The organism is Paraburkholderia rhynchosiae (assembly GCF_002879865.1).
Classification (GTDB): Bacteria; Pseudomonadota; Gammaproteobacteria; order Burkholderiales; family Burkholderiaceae; genus Paraburkholderia; species Paraburkholderia rhynchosiae.
This window is the reverse complement of sequence record NZ_PNXY01000004.1, coordinates 184,049-205,240: the sequence shown is the minus strand read 5'-3', so window position 1 is coordinate 205,240 and position 21,192 is coordinate 184,049. Positions and strand designations below refer to the sequence as shown.

Sequence of the window (21,192 nt, the reverse complement as noted above, 5' to 3'; positions counted from 1 at the left end):
TTGCGAACGGCTTTCCCCTGCGCTTGCGTTCAGTATCCGCCCTTCGCCGCGGCCTCCACTTGCAGGTTCTGTTTATACAAAGCCGCCAGATCCGCTGCCGCGCGGCTTAGCAAACCCGTATCCGTTCCGACCGCGACAAACGTAGCGCCCGCCGCAAGATACTCCGCGGCTATCGCCCGATCCGGCGCGAGCACGCCCGCCGCCTTGCCCGCGCGCCGCGCGCTTTCGATGCCGCCGCGAATTGCATCGCGCACGCTGGCATCGCCCGGTTTGCCGAGCAGGCCCATCGACGCGCTCAGATCAGCGGGACCGAAAAATACGCCATCGACGCCATGCACCGCGGCAATCGCCGACAGATTCTCCATGCCCTGCACGGTCTCCACTTGTACCAGCACGCACAGTTCTTCAGCGGCCCTGTTCAGATAGTCGGGAATTCGATTCCAGCGCGACGCGCGCGCCAATGCGCTGCCCACGCCGCGAATGCCCTGCGGCGGATAACGCGTCGCCGCGACTGCATCGGCGGCCTGTTCAGCGGTGTCGATCATCGGCAGCAACAAGGTTTGTGCGCCGATGTCGAGCAACTGCTTGATCAACGCGCTGTCGCTTCGGATCGGACGCACCACCGGATGCGATGCATAAGCCGCCACCGCCTGCAATTGCGCGAGCGTGCTGCGCACGTCGTTCGGCGCGTGTTCGTTGTCGATCAACAGCCAGTCGAAACCGGCCGTGGCCAGCAACTCGGTCACGTAGGCGTCGGCAAGCGCGGCCCAAAGGCCGAATTGCGGCGTACCTTCGCGCAGCGCGCGTTTGAATGTGTTCTGCGGCAGGGACATGTACGCGCTCAGATGAAGTTCAAACCAATGCCGCCGAGCGGACCATAGTCGACGTGAAAAGTGTCGCCCGCTTTGGCGGCAATCGGGCTCGTGAATGAGCCGCTCAGGATCACGTCGTTTGCATTGAGCATTTCATCGTACGGGGCGATCTTGTTGGCGAGCCACGCGACGCCGGTAGCCGGATGATTCAATACGGCCGCCGCGAGACCGCTTTCTTCGACTGCGCCGTTTTTATAAAGCAATGCGCCGACCCACCGAAGGTCGACGTCCAACGGACGCACAGGGCGCCCGCCCAGCACGATCCCCGCATTGGCCGCGAAGTCGGAGATCGTGTCGTAGACCTTGCGCGGCGCGCGCGTCTCACGGTCGAACTGCTCGATGCGCGCGTCGATAATCTCCACAGCCGGCGTGACATAAGCGGTTGCGTCGAGCACATCGAACAGCGTGACGCCTGGGCCCTTCAGCGGCTTGCTCAACACAAATGCCAATTCGACTTCGACACGTGGCGCAATGAATCGGTCGGCACGAATGTCCTGACCGTTTTCAATGAACATGCTGTCGAGCAGCGGCGCGTAGTCCGGCTCGTCGATCTGCGACGAACGCTGCATCGCACGGGACGTAAGGCCGATCTTGCGTCCCTTGATCACGTGTCCCTCGGCGAGCTTGAGCTTCACCCACTCGCGCTGAATCGCGTAACCGTCTTCGACGGTCATCTGCGGATACGCTGCGGAAAAGTGGCGCAATTGCGTGCGGGTCTTCTCCGCGTGATCGAGTTGCGCGGCGAGTTCGCGAATAGTTTGCTGGTCTAGCATGATGGGTTCTCTATGAGCCGCTATGAGTTTCTGCCGGCCCGCTATTGCGCTTTGAGCCGCGCATGGAGATTGTTGTGCTTCCACGTGCCGGCTACGCTGAATTCATTGATTTCCAGCGACAACGCGAGCCCGCTTTGTTCGAATTCAGCGGCGAAGTGCTGCTTGATCAGCGCGAATAGCGCATCGCCCGTTGCCTTTTTGGTGGCATCGGAGCGGCCCGCGGCGATCTTCAGGTTCGCGTGCAGAAACGCGGCGTCGGCGCGTCCATCGGCAATGCAGTACTGCTCGCAGCGCAGCGCGCGCACGCGGATGCCGCCGGTTGGATAGACACGCTGTTCGTTATCCCGCTGCTCATGGAGGCATTGCGCGAGTGCATTACACAGACGGCCGATACTTTCTGTGTTCGCGAGATTGGCGCTGTATTCGAGTGTCAAATGCGGCACAGTGGCCTCCTTGGTTTGGATTCAAACGGGCAGTGCAGTGACTGGGAAAATCGCATTGATCTGCCCAGTCCCCGAGCTGCCGAAATACGGCGTGACGACTTCCACTCTGCCCTCATAGCGATCCCAGCCGAGCGCGCCAAGCAGCATCGCCGTATCGTGCATGCCGCCTTCGCCCCAACATTTCTCGTTGTAGAGCGGCAGCATTTCGCAGAAGGTTTTCCAGTCACCGGCTTCCCACAACTCGACCACTCTGCGGTCCATCTGTTCGAGAAAGGGACTCCAGACCTTGTGCATGAACTGCTCGGCCGTGCCGTTATTGGCGAAGTGGTGACTCAGCGAACCGCTCGCGAGAATCGCCACAGTGCCGTCATAACGCTCTTCGATTGCCTTGCGCACGGCGAGGCCGAAGCGCGCGCTCGTTTCAAGGTCATGCCACATGCACCAGCCCGCTACGGACACGGCCTTGAAATGCTGATCGCCGTTCATGTAGCGCATCGGCACCAGCGTGCCGTATTCGAGTTCGAGCGTGGTCTCGCTGTGCGCGCGGCTTTTCACGCCCATTTCGTTCGCGACTTCCGCAATCAGATTGCCGAGCCCGACATTGCCGGGATACGCGTATGGCATGTTCTTGATGAAATGCGGCAGTTCGTTGCTCGTGTAAACGCCTTCGAATCTCGGCGCACAATTGATGTGGTATTCGCTATTCACGAGCCAGTGCACATCGAACACGACAATCGTATCCACCCCTGATTCGCGGCAACGCCGGCCGATTTCATGATGACCGTCGATCGCGGGCTGACGGCAGCCTTTATGCGGACCGTCAAGCTCGGACAGATATAACGACGGCACGTGAGTCACTTTTGCTGCCAGCGCGAGCTTGCCCATCGCGGTCTCCCTTTGTTTATGTCGCGAGACGCCGTGCGCGTCACGCGTGAAATGCCCGGCGTGTCAGACGCCCCAGCGCGGAATGTGGTGCGAACCGAGCGACACGCACACGTTCTTCGGTTCAAGGAATACTTCGTAACTCCACGTACCGCCTTCGCGGCCCACACCCGATGCCTTCGTGCCGCCAAACGGCTGGCGCAGATCGCGCACGTTCTGGCTATTGACGAAGCACATGCCTGCTTCGACGGCAGCCGCCACGCGATGCGCGCGCCCAGTGTTCTCGGTCCAGATGTAGCTCGACAAACCGTAGGAGATGTCGTTTGCGCGTCTGATCGCGTCGGCTTCGTCGTCGAATGGAATCAGGCACGCGACCGGACCGAAGATCTCTTCCTGCGCGATACGCATGCGGTTATCCACATCGACGAATACAGTGGGCATCACGAAGTTGCCTTTGCGCATCGAGTCGGGCACGTCAGGCATGTCCAGCCCTCCGCATGCGAGCGTTGCGCCTTCTTTCGGCCCAAGCTCGATATAGCTGCGCACTTTCGCCAGATGCCCCTGGCTGATCATCGGTCCGACAATCGTGCTATCGGAAAGCGGATCGCCCACTGTCAGGCGTTTTGCACGTTCGATAAAGCGCTCTGCGAATTTCGCATAGATCGACTTCTGCACCAGAATGCGCGAACCGGCGGTGCAGCGCTCGCCGTTGTTCGAGAAGATCATAAATACCGCGGCGTCGAGCGCGCGTTCGAAATCGGCGTCGTCGAAAATCACGAATGGCGATTTGCCGCCCAGTTCCATCGAGAACTTCTTGAGCCCGGCGCTCTGCACAATCCGATTGCCAGTGGCCGTCGATCCGGTGAAAGAAACCGCATGCACGTCCCGATGCGCGACAAGCGGCTCGCCCGTCTCCTTGCCGAAACCATGCACGACATTGAGCACGCCGGCAGGAATGCCCGCTTCGAGCGCGAGATTGCCGAGCATCGACGCGGTAAGCGGCGACAGCTCGCTCATCTTCAGAACAGCCGTGTTGCCGAACGCGAGGCAGGGCGCGACTTTCCACGTTGCCGTCATGAACGGCACATTCCATGGCGAAATCAGCGCACACACGCCGACTGGATGAAACAGCGTGTAGTTCAGATGCGTCTCGGTGGGGTACGTATGGCCGTCCACGCGCGTGCACATCTCGGCGAAGTAGCTGAAGTTGTCGGCGGCGCGCGGCACAAGTTGCTTGCGCGTCTGTGAAATCGTCTGGCCTGTGTCTTTTGTTTCGGCTTCCGAAATATCTGGCACGTTCTTCGCGATCAGTTCGCCGAGCTTGCGGATCAGCTTCGCGCGTTCCACGGCTGGCTTGCCGGCCCACGCGGGAAACGCTTCCTTTGCCGCTCGCACGGCGGCGTCGACCTCTTCCGCGCTGCCGCGCGCCACTTCGGCGAGCACTTCCTGCGTCGCCGGATTGACCGTTTCGAAATAGTCTTTCGCGCTGCCCGTATTGCCGTCGATCAGATGTTCGATTCGCATTGCGTTGTCCTTTACTTTTTGTGCTGCCGCTCAGGCGCGGCCGAAGTCCGCGTCTGATGCAATCGTATTCACGAGGCGGCCCAAGCCGTCGATCTCGCACACCACTTCGTCGCCCGCATTCACGTTGACGATGCCCTCCGGCGTGCCGGTCAGAATGACGTCGCCGGGCGCGAGCGTCATGAAGCTGCTCAGGTATTCGATCAGCGCGGGAATGCCGGTCACCAGATCGCGCGTGTTGCCGTGTTGTTGCACCATGCCGTTCACGAACGTGTGCAACTCTAGTTGCGTGACGTCTTCGATGTCGGCTGCGTCGACGAACCAGGGCCCAAGCACCGTGCCGCCGTCGCGATTCTTCACGCGCAGGTTGGGGCGGTAATAGTTTTCGAGGTAGTCGCGGATGGCGTAGTCGTTGGCGATCATGTAGCCGGCCACGTACTGCATCGCATTTTCACGCTTCACGTTGCGCGCGGTTCGGCCGATCACGACAGCGAGTTCGCACTCGTAATGCATGAAGGTCACATCGGCCGGACGGCGCGTGACACCGCGATGACCGATCACCGTGCCCGGTCCCTTGAGGAATACGAGTGGCTCTTCCTGCTTGTTGAACTGCAATTCCTTTGCATGTTCGGCGTAGTTCAGGCCGAGCGCGAAGACGGTGCCGACATCGATAGGTGCAAGCCAGACGACCTGGTCTTCGCGGCATACACGTCCGTCTGCAAGAACCACGCCTTCCGCATGCGGATAGGCTTCGTGAATCGCGCCTGCATACGCTACACGGCCGCGCATCATGGCTGTTCTCCGTCTTGCTCCGTTGCGCCGATAAACGACACACGCAGCGGTGGCAGCGCACCGATCGCCAACGTGGCCTCGTCGCCGATATGAGCGACGGGCGAGCCATGCGGCACGCCCAGCGTGATGACGTCGCCCGGTGAGAGCGTCATGAAGTCGGTGACGTCGGCGAGCAATCGGGCCACATTGCGTACCGACGACGCAGTGCTCGCAGCAAACGCGTCAGCACCGTTGAGCGAGACCTTGATTGCGAGTTCGTCTGGATTCGCGACGTGACGCGCCGCAACAACCGCGGGTCCGACAACGCAAAAGCCATCGCGAGCGCGGAACCGTACCGACGGCCTGTACACGCTTGCATGCGGCACGCTCAGATCGGCCACGAGCGTATAGCCCGCAATGTAGTCGAACGCGTGGTCCGCGCTGACACGCGTTGCAGTGCGCCCAATCACGATGCCAAGCGACGCGCCTACTTCAGCACCCAATGTATCGTCCGGTATGACGACTTTCGCGCGATGTCCCGCGAGCGTGTTGCGCGGCTTCAGGTAAAGAACCGGCGCTTTCGGCGGCGACTTGTACGGGGCGGCGTGCATTGCATCGCCTAGCGCATCGAGCGCGGCTCGGTCGTTGAGCAACGTGCCGTAGACCGCGCCGCGAACCGGCGCACGGCACGCAATGCCGCGCGCGAGCAGCGCTGCCGCGGCATGCGCATCCACATCGCGAGGCAACGCGTCGCCTTCAAGGTGCAGCAGATGATCGGCAAGTGCAAACATGACGTAGCGGTATCCGGGAATGAATGTCTGGCATAAACACTAACATGTTAGTAGTATTGCGCTTGGTATGATCCAGGGTCAATAGCCAGTCGGCTGATCGCGGGTTTTCCCTTAAGTTTCGACGGGCTGCTTTCAATCATCGTCCACTATGTCCGCTTCCGCTTCCACACGAGTTTTGCACCGCAACCTGCCAATGCTCTTGCTGCGCGCCAGAGAAAAGATGATGGAGCGTTTCCGGCCATTGATCACGGCGCATGGCTTGACCGAACAGCAATGGCGTGTGATTCGCGCGCTCAACGAGCACGGCCCGATGGAGCCGCGCCATATCTCCGATATCTGCACGATTTCGAGCCCGAGCATGGCCGGCGTGCTTGCGCGCATGGAGAGCATGGAACTGGTGACGAAGGAACGTTTCGCGGAAGATCAGCGCCGCGTGCTGGTTTCGCTAACCGACACGAGCGTTGAACTGGTGCGCGTGATCTCGAAGGATCTGGAGGCGCACTACCGCGAGCTCGAGCGCAAGGTGGGGCCGGAGATCGTCGAGCGGGTCTATCGCGCCGTCGACGATCTACTGGCGGGTCTCGAGGAAGAAGACGAGTGACGGTGCACGCTGTGAGCGCGCTTGCTCACCAGCCGTGAAAGCGCATCCATTGCACGCTGTGGCCGTCCGGCGTCACGGCGTGATACTCGGGAAACTGTGCGCCGGTCGAACACGCATGATTAGGCAGAATGCGCAGCTTCATGCCGATTGGAAAGCGCTGCGTAATGTCTTGGCTGTCTGCACGCGAGCCTTCATCCGCCGATGAAAGAATGCCGTGCTCCTGGTTCGCGCCGCTCACGACATAACCGGCCAGCGGCGTGCCGTTGAGCAAACACGGCTGGCCGTAGCCGAAGTCATGCGCCTGGTTCGACGTGCCGCGATCGCGGCTCATCGCCATCCAGCCTGCGTCGAGAATAGCCCAGCCCTTGTCGGCCTGATGCCCGATCACGGTGGCCAGCACGCTCAGCGCGATGTCTTCGAGTGAACACACGCCGATGTTGTGCATGACGAGATCGAACAGCACGTAGACGCCGGCGCGCACTTCGGTCACGCCTTCCAACTGCGCGGCGGCTAGTGCGGTTGGCGTCGATCCCACACTGACCTCGGGGCAAGCGATGCCCGCTTCGCGCAAGCGCTGCGCCGCGCGCACGCAGCCGGCGCGTTCCTGCTCCGCGAGCGCGGCGAGCGCTTCGGCGGTGTCGAGTTCGTAACTGGAACCGGCGTGCGTCATCACACCGCCGACCGTCATACCGTTCTCATGAAGAATTCTGCCCACATCGAGCAAGCTTTCGTGTTCTGGCGTGATGCCAGAGCGGTGTCCGTCGGTGTCCACTTCGATCCATACTTCGAAGCTTGCGCCGTGCTGATCGCCAAATGCGGCGATGGCCGCTGCGGCGGTGGGGTTGTCCACCACCAGCTTCAGATTGCAGCCTTGGCGGCGCAGTGCCAACGCTCGCGGCAGTTTCGAAGGGGCGATGCTGACCGCGTAAAGAATGTCGTCAACGCCGGCGGCATAAAACGCTTCCGCTTCTTTCAGCGTGGAAACGGTGATGCCGCGCGCGCCGGCCGCGATTTGCGCGCGCACCACATCGATGCATTTGGTGGTTTTCACATGCGGACGGAATGCGACGCCGAGCGTGTTCATATGGCCCTGCATACGCGCGATGTTCTTCTGCATCCGGGCGATGTCGATAAGGGCGGCGGGGGTGTCTATCTGTTCCAGTTTCATGCTTTCACCGGTAAATTAAGCGCTATTCGAGCGATATGCTTGCGAACGGAAAGGCGGCGGAGTCGGGCTTAATTATAGAGTTTGGCCCGTGACAGCGCGTTCACATGCGCTAACTTATAGATTCAGCGCAGCTTAACGCGACGCTCGCCAGGGCGGCAACGGCCGGAATCTTGCTTGCAAATACTGCATGAAAGTTCGCGTCCGCGCGGGCAGACCGGCGCATTGATGCGTGAGCGCCATGACGTCAGCGTCGGGTGCTTTCCACGCGGGCAGCAAACGGACGAGCTTTCCTTTCGCGATGTCGTCCGCCACGTCCCATTCCGAGCGCAGGATCACGCCACGGCCTTCACATGCCCATTGGCGAATAACGTCGCCGTCATTGCAGCTCAAGTGTGAGGAGACGCGTACGCTACGGCGAGTGCGTCCGCGGCTGAACTGCCACAGCGTAACGTCTTCATTGTTTTCGCGCAGTACGATGCAAGGCATTGTGCCCAGTTCATCGGGCGACTCGGGCGAGCCGAGGCGCTTGACGAGCGCGGGCGCGGCGCATACGAAGCGCGCGTTCGGTGCGATGGTGTAGCCCACGCGGTTCGATATCGGCAACTCGCCGATATGCACGACAATGTCGAAGCGTTCCGTGGTCTCCGTCAGAGGTCGATCGGAGAGTGTCAGCGCAACGTCGACATCCCGATGCTGCTGCTGAAAATCGGCGATGGCGGGCGCCACGTAGCGCCGCCCGAATCCGAGCGGCGCATTGACCTTCAGCGTGCCGATGAGACCCCCACGGCGCATTTGAAGGTCTTCGAACAGCATGTCGAACTGCTGCACGAGTTCCGCGCCGCGTTCGCACAGCAGCGTGCCTTCTTCCGTAAATTGCAGGCGGCGCGCGGTGCGGTTCAGCAGTTGGGCGCCGAGCTTCTTCTCGAGTTGCTGCAAGCGCTGAGTGATCGCCGACGCCGACAGGCCCAGTTTTCGCGCTGCGGCGACGAGGCTCCCGCTTTCGCGAATGGCCAGCAGGAAGCGGATATCGGCGGATTCGTTCATGGGGGCGCTTTTCCAGTTCGGGACTCTGGAGCTTAATGCGTTTGCACGCGCGCTTCCAGTGCCGGCCGGCGATGCAAGGTAAAGTGACGCTTCTGTAACGCAGCCGACAGCTCCAGACGCTACAGTATGCGTTGAACTATTCCCCGCCGCATTTATTCGAAGAGAAGTCCGATGCCGTTGTCACATGAGGCCGATGCCGCGCCCAAAAGTGCCCTGAAACGAGCCATTTTTCTGCACACAGGCTGGCGCAGCGCGGGCACCTGGGTCTGGTCCCGTCTGCGCGCGCTCGACGCCGCCACCGGTTTTTACGAGCCGCTCAGCAATGTACTCGCGGATTTAACCCTTGCCGATGTTTCCGCGAGCCGTCCCACGCTGACCTCCGGGCATCCGCCGCTCGAGGCGCCTTACTTCGACGAGTACCGGCCGTTTCTGCACGAAGGCGCGCGCGGCGTGGCCGGATACAGAAGGCAGTTCAGCATCGATCGTTTCGGTGGTGTGCCGGACGCGGAATTCGCCGCGCTGCATGCGTATTTACAAAATCTATGCGAGCACTCGGCGCGGCAGCGCAGCGTGCCGGTCCTCAAGTTTTGCCGCTCGTCGGGAAGATTGCCGTGGCTCAAGCACGCGTTTCCGGATGTGATGCATGTGGGCGTGCTGCGCAATCCCGCCTCGCAATTCGCTTCCGGCTGGCTGCTTGGCCAGCAATGGCGCAATCCGTTTTTTGTGGCCGCGCCGTTTCGCGTGCTCGGATTGAATCGTGCCGACCCGCTCGTCAAGCAGATCATCGAGATGTGCGATGTGAAGTTGCCGCCCGCCGTACCCGCTTCGGATGACGCCTACGCAATGGCGTGCGAACACTATGCGCGCAGTGCGGAGGGCAACAACGCATACCGCGCATTTGTCGCTTTATGGATGCTCTGCGCGTGGCGAATGGCGGAAGGCGTCGATTTGCTCGTCGATATGGATCTGCTTGGACAGTCGCGTGACTACGCGGCCGCTCTGTGTGCCGGGTTCGAAGCGCAGAGCGGCTTGTCGCCCGACTTCAGCAGCGCGCGTGATCTCGTTGACGAAACACGGCGGCATGCGGCGCGTATCGGCGCAATGGACGGCGGGTCGATGCGCGCCGTGCATTCCGCCGCTCTGAAATTCCTCAAGGCGCAGAGCGGTGTCGACGCTGCGTTTGTCGAACGGGTTCGCGAGAAAATGGTCCTCGCGAACGAGTTAACCGCGCAATGGCGCTGAGATAAAACACCTGTCCGTCACGGTGAAGCGACGGCCTTCTTCGACTCTGCCATCGTTTGAGCCCTCAGCTGGTCATAGCTGTGCTTGTCGAGCGGCATTGCACCGGGTTGACCCAGATCGCTGAGTTTGACGCGGTAGTTTTCGCGCGCACTCCATGCCGTCACAGCCGCGATGATGGTAATGCCGAACGTGATCGCCCCAATCGTGATCGGGACATTGTGCGATCCCGGCGGCGCGACATAGGCGAACAACGCAGGCAACAGCGCGGTAATCGTCGTGCCGATGTTCTGTCCGATCGCCATTGCGGAGACGCGCGAGCGCGTGGGAAACAGCTCCGGATAGAAGCTTGGGAACGTCGCGTTATAGCCTTGATAGATGATGCCCCACATGAGGATCGACATCACTATCGCCAGCGCCACGTTGTGAATGCTGATCGCGTACAGATACGCGAACGAGAGCAGCCCCGCGCCGAGTGCGCCGACGATGATCGGTAGTCGCCGCCCGATCTGGTCCGACAGATTGCCCACATACGGAATCACAAGCACGGCGACGATGTTGCCGATCACCGGAATCCACAAATAGACGCTCTTCGAGAAGCCGATACCGTACGACGCCTGCACCGCATACGCGGCCCCGAAAATCGTCGCGACCACGGGAATGACATTCATCAGCGAGCAGCCGACCACGCGCAACATGTCCTGCCAGTTGTAGCGGAACGCTTCCGCGATCGGCGATTTCGGCACGCCGCCCGAAGCGTCTTCGTTCGCGAAAGCCGGCGTTTCTTCAACCTCGCGGCGGATGATGTAGCCGGCCACCAGCACCAGTGCGCTAAGCAGGAATGGAACACGCCAGCCCCACGAATTGAACGAACTCTCGTCCATGTAATAGGCGAGCGGCAGAAACACGGCAGCAGCGAGAATCTGCCCGGCCTGCACGCCTTGCAGTGTGAAACTCGCGTAATAGCCGCGTCGTCCGAATGGCGCATGTTCGAGAATCATCGAACTGGCGCCCGAGATTTCGCCGGCGACCGCAAAGCCCTGGATCAAACGAAGCACGACGAGCAGCGCGGGCGCGAGCAGGCCGACGTGGTGATAGGTCGGCAGCAGGCCGACCGCCATAGTCGAGAAGCCCATCAGGAACATGCACAGCAGCAATACGTTTTTGCGGCCATGCGTATCGCCCCAATGCCCGAGCACGAACGCGCCGATTGGCCGCGCGACGTAACCCACGCCATAAGTTGCGAGCGACGCGACAATCGCGATCTTCGGATTGCCCGATGGAAAAAACAGTTGAGGAAAGATCAGCGCCGCTGCTTGTGCGTAGATGAAGAAATCGTAGTACTCGAGGGCTGAGCCGATCCAGCCGCTGGCGGTTGCTTTGCGAGCCTGCCCGCGATGCTTGCGGTCGCCCGCCGATGCATTCGTTGCCATGTCGCGCCTCCTGAGCCGGAAATGTTGTGACCTGCTCGTCCGGCTGCATCATTTGGCGTCGGGGACGCGAACAATGCAAGCCAGGATTTATACGCGAGGTAGGGCAGCCCGGAGCGCATGTTGCCCTGCAGCAGATGGCCGGTATGCGCGGCAAGGCCTCAATCGCCACTCAATACAGTTGCCGCGCGAGAACAACACAGTCAAGCGCTGTTCCGCTTCGCTGTGCGGGGAATATGAACCATCCCGTCGATACAGCTGGCGGTTCTCGAATCCGCCTGGACGGCGCAACAAAAAGCCCCGGCTGATCAATCAGCCGGGGCTATTCGCATCGCGCTTCTACACACCCGAGGACGATTCCTCTTCGGCTTCATCGAGCACAGCGTTTTGCACGGCCATGGCGGGGCTCACATAAGGCAGCGCCTGACGAGATTCCTCGATGCTATATCGCAGACGTCGGCCCTCGACGTACACACGCAAGCTCCGGTATTTGATGAGGTACAGCAAGCCCACGAGCGCCGCCGCGAAACCGGACGCCGCGCCGACGCCGAGCGCCCAGCGCGGGCCAAAACGATCAGCGACCCAGCCAACCACGGGCGCGCCGAGCGGTGTGCCGCCGAGCGCGATAGCGAGCAGAATCGCGATCACGCGGCCCCGCATGGCCGGTTCAGTGGAGAGTTGCACGAGACTGTTCGTGGACGTATTGAAGGTTTGCGTCGACACCCCGATCAAGGCAAGTACGATGCCGAACAGCACATAGTTCGGCATCAACGAAGCCGCCGTGCAGCCCACGCCGAACACCGCCGCCGCGCCGAGCAGCAACGCCATGCGCGGTTTGGCCCGGCGCGCGGCAAGCAGCGCGCCCGTGACGGAGCCGACCGCCATGGTCGAGCTCAATACGCCGTACTCGCCCGCGCCCGCATGAAAGGCGGTGACGGACATTGTCGAAATGAAGATCGGAAAGTTGAGCCCGAACGTGCCGATCAGAAACTGCATCAATAACGCGGCCTTCAGATCGGGACGGTTCCACACATACCTGAAGCCTTCGGCGAAGCTGCCCCGCGATGGCGCCATACGCGGCTTCGGGTGTAATTCGCCCACTCGCAGCTTGCGCAATGCACCGAGCACGGCAGCGAAAGACAGCGCGTTGATCAGAAACACCCAGCCCGTTCCGACCGATGCAATCAGCAAGCCCGCGACCGCGGGACCGATCATGCGCGCCGCGTTGAACGACGTGGAATTGAGCGCGACCGCATTCGACAGATCGTTTTCGCCGACCAGGTCGGACACGAAGGTCTGACGCGCGGGTGAATCGAAAGCAGTCACGCAGCCGAGGAGTCCCGCAAAAACGTAGACCTGCCAGAGCTGCACGAGGCCGGTTATGGTGAGCAGGCCGAGACCCAGCGCGAGGCTGCCCATCGCCGCCTGCGTGATGAACAACAGCTTGCGGCGGTCGAAGTGATCGGCCGCATAACCGGTGAGCGGCAACAGAAGCATTTGCGGCCCGAACTGCAGCGACATCACGATACCCACCGAAGTCGCATTGTGTTGCGTGAGTTCCGTGAGGACGAGCCAGTCCTGCGCGGTGCGTTGCATCCATGTACCGACGTTGGAGACGATCGCGCCGCTTGCCCACATCCGGTAATTGAAGTTGCGCAGCGAACGGAAGGTGCTGCTCACCTGAGCCCCCTCCATGCGAGAGTCAGCGGGGTGTATGGCTTCCAACGCACGGTCATGCGCGTGTTTCTTCAAGCAGATCGAGCACTTCCTGCGTCGTGCCGGTTTCGCCGAGGCGCGGGAAGATTCGCGTAAGGCTGTTGGTGTGAGCGTCCAGATGCAGGTCCGTCATAGCGTCGATGGCGAACGCGATATTCAGGCCGAGTTCATGTGCAAAACGCGCGGTGGATTCGATACCGATGCTGGTGGACACGCCCGCCAGCACGATCTGCGTGACGCCTTGCTCGCGCAGATACGCTTCGAGATCCGTATTCGTGAACGCGCCCCAAGTGCGCTTCGTCACCCGATGGTCCGACGCCTGCACGTTCAATTCGGGCACGAGGTCCGCGAATCCAGGCGGAAAGTCGCCCGTGGGGCGCGATTGCTCCGCGCGTCCCGGCGCGCCGCCCGCCACGTTGACGAGCACCACGGGCAGACTGTGGCGGCGAAACGCGTCGGCCAATGCGGCCGCGTGCTTGACGACCTCTCCGGTGGCATGAGCGGTGGGCAGCGCGACGATGCCTTGCTGCAAATCGATCACGACCAGCGCGGTTTTTGCATCGAGTGTAGTCAGTGCCATGGATGCTCCTGCTGTGGTGTGCTTGACGAGTTACGAGTCGATCAGACGTTTGAGCAAATCGACGCCGCTTGCCAGTTGCCGCTGCTCGGCCGCTGAAAAGCGCGTTTGAATAGTGCGAAACAGCCAGTCTTCGCGTGCCGTGCGGCTGGCCTTGATTTTCTTGCGGAAGGCGGGCGTGAGAGACAGAACGGTTTGCCGGCCGTCGTTCGGATCAGGGGCGCCGCTCACGAGACCCGCGGCTTTCAGGACCGAAAGCGTCTCGCCCATGGATTGCGGGCGCATGCCGTGTGCGCGTGCGAGTTCGGTGACCGTAGCCGGTCCGTCGCGCTCCAGCAGACCAAGAACCTGTATCTGCGAAGGCGTGAAATCGCCGAGATGTGCCTCTTCACGCAGACGGCGGCGCAGCTTGCCGTTCAGCACGCGCAGATCTTCGGCTAACGCGTGGAGAGAATCGGAGTCGAGCGCCGGATCGTTCTTACCCATGCGTGTCAGGAAATTTATGAAGGTTACCTGTGCAGGCTACCTTCTTAGATGGCCGCGGTCAAGCGCGCGCTCAGGCGGTGGGAAGCCGCTGCGGTTTCGCCCGAACTTGAGGCGGGTTGCGAGGAGGGGGTGTCTCGTCTTCTGCGCGAATGATCGCGAGCAGTTGTTCAAGCGACATCGGGCGGCCGGTCAGGAAGCCTTGAACCACATCGCAGTGCGCGTCGCACAGCCATTCGAGTTGCGCGGGATATTCGACGCCTTCCGCGACGACGAGCAGGCCGAAACTATGCGCCATCGAAATGATCGCGGTGACGATGGGTTGACCGCCGTTCGGCAATGGGCTGATGAAACTGCGATCGATCTTGATGCTATGCACTGGAAAAGATTGCAGATACGACAGCGACGAATAACCGGTGCCGAAGTCGTCGAGCGACAGACGCACGCCGGCAGCGCGCAATTCCTGCATCGCCTGAATACCCACCGACATGTTGGACATCAACTGGCTTTCCGTCAGTTCGAGTTCGAGCAGCGACGCGGGCAGGCCGCTTTTTTCCAAAGCATTGCACACTTCATTCGTGAAGCCGTCGGTTCGCAATTGACGCGCCGAAATGTTCACCGCCACGTGAACGCTCGCATTCATGCCGGCATTCCAGTTCGCCGCGTCGTGGCACGCGCGCGACAACACCCAACGGCCGAGCGCAACGATCAGGTCGCTGTTCTCGGCGATCGGAACGAATTCAGCTGGCGAAATAGGGCCTTCCGAAGGATGCGTCCAGCGGACTAGTGCTTCCGCGCCGAGCAGGCGGCCAGACAGGCAGTCAAACTGCGGCTGGTAGACGATCTCCAGCCCATCCTGATCCACGGCCTTGCGCAGTTCGGCCTCGATGCGCGCGCGCCGCTGCGCTTCCGCCGTCATCTCGCTCTGGAACTCCACGGCAACGCTCTTGCCCCGGCTTTTAGCAGAGTAGAGCGCGATATCCGCATTGCTGACGAGTTCCGCCATTTCGGTGGTGTCCTCGGGATAGACGCTGAACCCCACGCTTGCCGTCACGGCCGAATCGACGCCGTGCAGAATGAAAGGGCGCGACAGGTTGCGCGCGATGCGGCCCGCCGTCGAACGTGCGCGAACGCGGCTCGCATCGGGCCCGATGACCACGGCGAATTCGTCGCCGCCGATGCGGCTCACGAGGTCATGAGGCCGCACGACATTGAGTAGCGCCTGGGCGACCTGCTTGAGCAGTTCATCGCCGGCGCCATGGCCCAATGTATCGTTGACGGTCTTGAAGTTGTCGAGGTCCACCATCATCAGCGCGACGCGCTTTCTGGCTGCGCTTGCCTTGTGCAATCGCGTCTTCAGTTCATCGTAGAACGCGCGGCGGTTCGGCAGATCCGTCAGCGGATCGGTCGACGCCAGATATTCGAGGTCTTTCTCCACGCGCGACACGCGCTCGCGCATGCGCTTCATCACGAGCAGGGCGATCCATACCGAACACAACGACGCGCCCACCAGGAAGCAGCCGTACTGAACGAGCTGAATTTTTATCGCATCCGTTGTCGCCACGATCACAATATTGCCGAGCAACTGGTCGTTATGAACGATCGGTGCCGCGACGAAGACGTCTTCGAGTGAAAGGCGGCGCGAATCGCCGACGTGCGCCAGCGTGCCTTCGGCGTATTCGTTGCGGCTCAGGCCAGGACTTGCATAGCGCACAAAGAGTTCGCCGTCGGGCGTATAGACGGTCGCGCTTTCCACATGAGGGACTTTGCGCAGCGAATTGAGGACTTCCGCAGTCGAGTCGCGGTCGCCGAACATCGCGGACGCGGTGAGGTTTTCCGCGAGCACCGATGCCTGCACGCTGACGTCGTCGGTCAACGAGATGCGCAACGCGAACGCCTGATAGACCAGCAGCACGACACTGGAAATCAACAGCGCAATCGCGACGCCGACAAGATTGACATGCTCGCGTGGCCGCACCAACCTGGACCAGACCGAGAAGATTTTCATAGGACTGTCCTCGCGAGGCGCATGAGTTTTGAGCTGAGTGTGATGCGCCGGCGTGAAGCCTCGCTAACGTTGATATCGAACTTCAGATGATCGCCGTCGCGCACGAGGCGAATCACCCAGCCCTGCTCGGTTGCGTCGGCTTCGCTTACGATGACGACGGGCGCGTCGGAGGTGAGCAGGGCCTTCACCGCCGAAGTCAATGCAGTGCTCGCCGTCAGCACCGCGAGATGACAATCCACAGGTTTTTCCACGCGAGACAACGGGCGCACCCGCCACGCCTGCTTGCCGGTATGTTTGCCGTCGAGCTTCGCGAGCGCCTGGCCGAGCGGGCTGTCCTGATCCACGCAAACAGAGAGCAGGTTGTCGGTCGGCCGCCCCGATGGCCAGTCCGTGAATTGCGCGAAGTTGAAGATGTACGCCGCCTCGAGCGCGGACAGGTCGACCTGCGCGTCGACGGATGTCTGCGCGAGAAGCGGTGACGCGAATACGAAACAGGCCGCAATGATCCGGATGCGAACGCGATCCATGTCAGAACCCGTAGACGGCCTTGAAGAGGAAGGTTCGGCTTTGCTGCGCAACTGTCTCCTGTGTGAAGCCGGGACCCACTGGGTCGGCGTATCGTTTGTCGGTCAGGTTATAAATCGAAAACGACAGGTCGGCTCCGCGAATCAGCCGGCGTAAACCTAGCGTGAGATTCGCAAGACAGAAGCCGCCGGTGTGGCCGACCGCGGCAAGCCGCGGCGACGTGCATTGCACTTCGAGCCCCGTCATCAGCGCATTGGCGAAGAATGGCACCGCGAGGTTCGCTTTCGCGAGATGCCTCGGCGAGTTTTGCAGCGCGGCGCCTGTGTTCGAATCGTGAGCTATCTGGTACGAGTAGCTTGCGCGCAGGCGCGCGCCCGCCAGTTTTTGTTCGTAGGCCAGCTCAGCGCCTCTCGCCGTTGCGCGGCTGACGTTGCGGAAAATATAGAGGCCGGACACATCCTGCGTCGCGCTGATCAGATCGCGCGCGTTGTAATGGAACAACGAGAGCGTGGCGCGCCCTGTATCGGACACGGCTCTTTCGTAGACCAGTTCGGTGGTCGCGATATGCTCGGCCTTCAGCGATGGATTCTTCAACTGACCGTCTGTGCCACTCACCGCGTAGTACATCTCATACGCGTTCGGCGCGCGATACGCCTGGCCATACAGGAGCTTGAACGTATCACGCGGCGTCAGCTTGTAGACGAGCCCGATGCGTGGACTCAGGTTGCCGCCAGAGGCCGTCTGCTGGTCATAGCGCAAGCCAGCGTTCAGCATGAAACTGGCGGGCAGCGTGATTTCATCCTCGATATAGACACCGGCGCGGTTGCCGCTGTGATGATCGTCCAGTATTTGTGAATACGGGTCGACGTTGTTGTTGTACTGGTCGAGGCGCGCGTCTCTCGCGAAGTCAGTGCCGATCACAATGCGATGCTTCGCGATCGACGATATCGTCGCATGCACGTCGGCGCCGTACCACAGCGCGTGGCTGCCGTCCACGTTGGCTACATCCGGTTCGGGACCATACACGGACGGCATCCGGTAGTCATAGCGGCCCCAGTACAACTGGGATGCCAGCATGACGCCTTCCGACAGCGCATGCTGATAGGTGAGGTCGACATAGCTATGCGTATCGGTCACGCTGAACGGTGCATTGAAGACCACGCCGTACGGCGCGTCGGGAATCCCTTTGGTGCGATTTCCGTAGATGAAGCTGAGCCGGAAGTCGCCGTATGCGGCCTTGGCGAGAAAGTCCTGCGCGCGGTCGTAGTCGAGCCGGTTGGCCACGCCGTGGTTCTGATCGGGCGTGTCGAACGCCGCGTAGTGGAGATCCTGACCGCTTCGCCCATACGAGGTCGCCGAAAGCAGGATGTCCGCGCCTTGCGCGCCATGCCAGCCGTATGACGCGCGCGCTTTCTTTTCGCCGTAGCTGCCTACCGCGACTGCCGCCTCCGCGCCTGCCAGATCGCTGCCGTTCTTCGTGATTACGTTGATTACGCCGAAGAGCGCGTTCGCGCCATACACGGAGGAACCGGGGCCCGGCACATATTCGATGCGCTTGACGAGATCCATGTCGAGCGGAAAGTCCGTGCCGATCGGCGCCTGACCGAACACGCCGTCGTTCGTGCGCATGCCGTCGATCAACAGCAGAAACCGGCTGTTGTAGTCGCCGGGGCGCTGGAAGCCGCGCGCGCCGAGGTACTCGTACGAACGGTCATTGGTGACGTACAGGCCGGGCAGCGACGCGAGCGCCTCGGCGAGCGTGCGCCAGCCGAACTGACGGATGTCCTCGGCGGTAAGCACGACCACGGCGGCCGGTGCGTCGGTGACAGACTGGTCGAAACGGGACGCGGTATTGACGGTGACCTGCATCAGCGCCTCCAGTGGCATCGCGGCCAGTTCGGTTGAATCCGAACCGGGCGCCTCGCTCGCGCGAGGTTCGCTAGCGGCGAAAACGGCCGGCGAACTTAGCGTTGCCAGTGCGGCGACCGAATAAACGACGAGGCGGTGCGAAATGGAAAATGAAGCGCGCGTAGTGAGAGCCATGACAGCCGGTTGGTCTGGGAACGCTCCTTGAAATGGATCGTCATCTGTCAGTTATCGGCTGCGAGAAGGGAAGCTTGAATTACGGCGAGCTTGCGATCCTCTGTTCATGGGGACTCAGGTGTTGCCTCCAGCGGGTGGCGCAATTGTAAAAAGGGCATCGGTGCAGATGGTTTTTGCGCCGTGCATTGGCGCCAGAAAGTGAGGCGAAGCGCTGGTCGCGCCTTTGCTAGATACCCGACTTTAGCGCATGAAGCATGGATTTCGGCGGGACTGGCGTGGGCGGCGGCCGTATCGCGGCACGTGGCTTGCTACACGCCCTGCTTCTTTCCCGTTATTTTTGTGACCGTTATGCAAGCAACTTCCTCCTCCGGAGCATTGGACGCCATGCGACAGGCGATGATCGAACGCGATCTTGCTCATCTCGAACACGTGCTTCTGCGCGCGCGCGCCAGTGCCCGCGACAATTCCGCTTTCCCGCTTGACTACTGGCACGAGCGCCTGCGCCGCATCAAGGACGGCGGGCAACTGTGGGGCGTGCATCTGCGGAAGATCGACACGTTGCAGCGGATACTGAGCGGCGCGGTGCCACCGGGTTAACCCGCTTGTCACGAGCCGCACCGCGGGTCACGTTGCGCGTTACTGCGCGGGTGTCTCCGCAATGTCTCGTGAGTGCCTTGAAGACGCAGCAACGCGTGGTGAGTTGTCCTGGTTGCGCGAATGCATGTGTCAGTGTGGGGGCGTCGTTGACGTGTCGGCGCTCACTGAAGGCGTCGCTTGCTATCGCTTGTTATCGCTTCCATCAGCCGCTCTCCTTTACTGATCAGTGGTTCTCTCCCGCTCGCTGTTCGGTTCTCTCCCCCGTTTAATCTTCATTCGTCGACGCCTGCCCGTGGCGGCACCTCGCATCGCTAACCTACGTTCTCGACATGCCTAACGCGGCGCGCTTCTTGCGTCGTGACGGCAACGCATGCCGGAACTCCGGCAGCGCGGCCAGCGCAGTGCACCCTCGTGCGCGCAAACCACGGAGAGCGGACATGGAAACAGGAAAGGTGGAAGGGGTAGTGAACGAAATGGGCGGCAAGGTGCAGCAGACGGCGGGCGAAATGCTCGGCGACACCGGGACGCAAATGGCCGGCACGGCCCGCGAATTCAGCGGAAAAGCGCAGCAGGTGTGGGCCGATTTCACCGATGTCGTGCGCGAGTCGACCCTCGAGCGGCCGTTCACCGCGCTCGCGATTGCGGCGGCCGCGGGCTTCATTCTCGGTGCGCTGCGCTCGGCCACCGCGCGCGATGTTCGTAGCGACAGGGATTACCGTTAGATACGGTTGGCACAGAGTCGATTGCATCGTCTCGATGGAGGGTTCGTCGCCGGTTGAGGCATCCGGCGGCGAATCTCCTGCGACGGCGCAATTGCTGGCGGGAGATACAGGATGTCGATACATTCCAAAGTGAGCCAGTGGCGCAACGTGGCGCGCTTCTGTACCAATCGCGCCGTCGACTACGCCGAACTCCTGGCGCTCGAACTGGACGAGGCAAAAGCGCGCCTGGTTCGCGAAGTCATCGCAATGGTGGTGCTCGCGGTCGCCGCAATGTTCACGCTCTCTTTTCTTTGCGTGGCCATCATCGTCACGGCATGGAATACGCCATACGTTGTGGGCGTAGCGTGGGGCGTCGCCGCCGCGTGGCTGCTCATATCGATTGCCACCTTCGCGATGATGAGGACGCAGAAACCCGCCGAGCCGTTGCATGTGTTGCGCGACGAAATGTCCGCCGACCTCGAAGCCCTGAAGGATGCTCTCAAATGAAACATGATCCAGCGTGGCATCAGGAACGCCGCGCGGCCATTCTTCAGCGGATGGCCACTTCGCGCGCGCAATTGCTGTCTGCAAACCTGGCGCTGTATGCGCCGCGACGAACCACGAGGGCGGGTGTGCCGGCCGTCAACGTGATCACTTCGCTCGCCGACACGCCTTACGTGGCACTCGTTCTGGCGGCCGGTCTTGCCGCTGTCCTTCTCGGACCCCGCAAGGCGATCGGCACGCTGGCACGCTCCGGCGTGATGGCGTGGCTCACGAAGTCCGCGAGAAACGTGTTTCAGCGCTAACGTGGCCCGCGGCGCGCGCATGACGGTGCAACGGATTTACATGCGCGATGTAGCAACTATCGCGGGTTCTCCATCGCGGCGCGTTGCGATGCGCGCCAATATGCGCGTGTTTTCGCTGCTAGCGCGGTGACGCGCGACCTTCGTAACGATCATCCACTTGCTCAACGCATTCTCGCCCACATGTGCGCGTCCCGCTGTTAT

22 protein-coding genes are annotated in these 21,192 nt (G+C 61.5%); 6 read left to right on the top strand and 16 right to left on the bottom strand.

Annotated elements, in window-relative coordinates; all coding sequences use genetic code 11:
• Positions 1–29: 29 nt before the first annotated feature.
• The 7 genes from hpaI to C0Z16_RS07470 all read right to left on the bottom strand — a co-directional run bounded on the left by hpaI (position 30) and on the right by C0Z16_RS07470 (position 6,053).
• Positions 30–833: a 4-hydroxy-2-oxoheptanedioate aldolase gene (gene hpaI / locus C0Z16_RS07500; protein WP_102631537.1), complete on the bottom strand. Its 804-nt coding sequence runs from the start codon at positions 831–833 to the stop codon at positions 30–32.
• An 8-nt stretch (positions 834–841) separates the two neighbouring features.
• A complete protein-coding gene (gene hpaH, locus C0Z16_RS07495; protein ID WP_102631536.1) occupies positions 842–1,645 on the bottom strand; it encodes a 2-oxo-hept-4-ene-1,7-dioate hydratase in 804 nt (267 codons plus the stop codon).
• A gap of 41 nt (positions 1,646–1,686) precedes the next feature.
• On the bottom strand, positions 1,687–2,088 hold the full coding sequence (locus C0Z16_RS07490; RefSeq protein ID WP_102631535.1) for a 5-carboxymethyl-2-hydroxymuconate Delta-isomerase: 402 nt from the start codon (positions 2,086–2,088) through the stop codon (positions 1,687–1,689).
• A gap of 21 nt (positions 2,089–2,109) precedes the next feature.
• Positions 2,110–2,973 (bottom strand): 3,4-dihydroxyphenylacetate 2,3-dioxygenase, encoded by an 864-nt coding sequence (hpaD, locus tag C0Z16_RS07485; protein ID WP_102631534.1) that lies wholly within the window; start codon positions 2,971–2,973, stop codon positions 2,110–2,112.
• A gap of 63 nt (positions 2,974–3,036) precedes the next feature.
• Positions 3,037–4,494, bottom strand: a complete 1,458-nt coding sequence (gene hpaE, locus C0Z16_RS07480) for a 5-carboxymethyl-2-hydroxymuconate semialdehyde dehydrogenase (RefSeq protein ID WP_102631533.1) — start codon at positions 4,492–4,494, stop codon at positions 3,037–3,039.
• Positions 4,495–4,524: 30 nt separating this feature from the next.
• On the bottom strand, positions 4,525–5,283 hold the full coding sequence (locus C0Z16_RS07475) for a fumarylacetoacetate hydrolase family protein (protein WP_102631532.1): 759 nt from the start codon (positions 5,281–5,283) through the stop codon (positions 4,525–4,527).
• Entirely contained in the window at positions 5,280–6,053 is a 774-nt protein-coding gene (locus C0Z16_RS07470) for a fumarylacetoacetate hydrolase family protein (protein ID WP_102631531.1), read from the bottom strand. Before C0Z16_RS07470 ends, C0Z16_RS07475 begins: the two co-directional genes overlap by 4 nt.
• 193 nt (positions 6,054–6,246) lie before the next feature.
• Here C0Z16_RS07470 and hpaR point away from each other — a divergent pair, with 193 nt between their 5' ends.
• Entirely contained in the window at positions 6,247–6,654 is a 408-nt protein-coding gene (gene hpaR, locus C0Z16_RS07465; protein ID WP_042277081.1) for a homoprotocatechuate degradation operon regulator HpaR, read from the top strand.
• A gap of 25 nt (positions 6,655–6,679) precedes the next feature.
• Here the strand turns inward: hpaR and C0Z16_RS07460 are convergent, their stop codons facing one another.
• Both C0Z16_RS07460 and C0Z16_RS07455 read right to left on the bottom strand, forming a co-directional pair.
• Complete coding sequence (locus tag C0Z16_RS07460) at positions 6,680–7,822, bottom strand: DSD1 family PLP-dependent enzyme (protein WP_102631530.1); 1,143 nt, start codon at positions 7,820–7,822, stop codon at positions 6,680–6,682.
• 132 nt (positions 7,823–7,954) lie between these two features.
• Positions 7,955–8,866, bottom strand: coding sequence for a LysR family transcriptional regulator (locus C0Z16_RS07455; protein WP_102631529.1), 912 nt, complete (start codon positions 8,864–8,866; stop codon positions 7,955–7,957).
• A gap of 171 nt (positions 8,867–9,037) precedes the next feature.
• Here C0Z16_RS07455 and C0Z16_RS07450 point away from each other — a divergent pair, with 171 nt between their 5' ends.
• A complete protein-coding gene (locus C0Z16_RS07450; RefSeq protein ID WP_102631528.1) occupies positions 9,038–10,108 on the top strand; it encodes a hypothetical protein in 1,071 nt (356 codons plus the stop codon).
• A gap of 17 nt (positions 10,109–10,125) precedes the next feature.
• Here the strand turns inward: C0Z16_RS07450 and C0Z16_RS07445 are convergent, their stop codons facing one another.
• The 7 genes from C0Z16_RS07445 to C0Z16_RS07415 all read right to left on the bottom strand — a co-directional run bounded on the left by C0Z16_RS07445 (position 10,126) and on the right by C0Z16_RS07415 (position 18,887).
• Entirely contained in the window at positions 10,126–11,538 is a 1,413-nt protein-coding gene (locus C0Z16_RS07445; RefSeq protein ID WP_102631527.1) for an MFS transporter, read from the bottom strand.
• Positions 11,539–11,874: 336 nt separating this feature from the next.
• Entirely contained in the window at positions 11,875–13,215 is a 1,341-nt protein-coding gene (locus C0Z16_RS07440) for an MFS transporter (protein WP_102631526.1), read from the bottom strand.
• 52 nt (positions 13,216–13,267) lie between these two features.
• Positions 13,268–13,831 carry an isochorismatase family protein gene (locus C0Z16_RS07435; protein ID WP_102631525.1) on the bottom strand — a complete coding sequence of 188 codons (564 nt, stop codon included), beginning with the start codon at positions 13,829–13,831 and terminating at the stop codon, positions 13,268–13,270.
• 30 nt (positions 13,832–13,861) lie between these two features.
• Positions 13,862–14,314 (bottom strand): MarR family winged helix-turn-helix transcriptional regulator, encoded by a 453-nt coding sequence (locus tag C0Z16_RS07430; RefSeq protein ID WP_102631524.1) that lies wholly within the window; start codon positions 14,312–14,314, stop codon positions 13,862–13,864.
• Positions 14,315–14,384: 70 nt separating this feature from the next.
• Positions 14,385–16,319 (bottom strand): putative bifunctional diguanylate cyclase/phosphodiesterase, encoded by a 1,935-nt coding sequence (locus tag C0Z16_RS07425; protein ID WP_102631523.1) that lies wholly within the window; start codon positions 16,317–16,319, stop codon positions 14,385–14,387.
• Positions 16,316–16,846, bottom strand: a complete 531-nt coding sequence (locus C0Z16_RS07420) for a YfiR family protein (protein ID WP_102631522.1) — start codon at positions 16,844–16,846, stop codon at positions 16,316–16,318. Before C0Z16_RS07420 ends, C0Z16_RS07425 begins: the two co-directional genes overlap by 4 nt.
• 1 nt (position 16,847) lies before the next feature.
• Positions 16,848–18,887 (bottom strand): TonB-dependent receptor plug domain-containing protein, encoded by a 2,040-nt coding sequence (locus tag C0Z16_RS07415; protein WP_102631521.1) that lies wholly within the window; start codon positions 18,885–18,887, stop codon positions 16,848–16,850.
• A 384-nt stretch (positions 18,888–19,271) separates the two neighbouring features.
• Between C0Z16_RS07415 and C0Z16_RS07410 the strand changes: the two genes are divergently transcribed.
• The 4 genes from C0Z16_RS07410 (at position 19,272) to C0Z16_RS07395 (ending at position 20,991) form a co-directional block, all read left to right on the top strand.
• Positions 19,272–19,484 (top strand): hypothetical protein, encoded by a 213-nt coding sequence (locus C0Z16_RS07410; RefSeq protein ID WP_102631520.1) that lies wholly within the window; start codon positions 19,272–19,274, stop codon positions 19,482–19,484.
• 437 nt (positions 19,485–19,921) lie between these two features.
• A complete protein-coding gene (locus C0Z16_RS07405) occupies positions 19,922–20,206 on the top strand; it encodes a CsbD family protein (RefSeq protein WP_102631519.1) in 285 nt (94 codons plus the stop codon).
• A 111-nt stretch (positions 20,207–20,317) separates the two neighbouring features.
• A complete protein-coding gene (locus tag C0Z16_RS07400) occupies positions 20,318–20,692 on the top strand; it encodes a phage holin family protein (protein ID WP_102631518.1) in 375 nt (124 codons plus the stop codon).
• Positions 20,689–20,991: a hypothetical protein gene (locus tag C0Z16_RS07395; protein WP_102631517.1), complete on the top strand. Its 303-nt coding sequence runs from the start codon at positions 20,689–20,691 to the stop codon at positions 20,989–20,991. Before C0Z16_RS07400 ends, C0Z16_RS07395 begins: the two co-directional genes overlap by 4 nt.
• Positions 20,992–21,192: the final 201 nt, after the last annotated feature.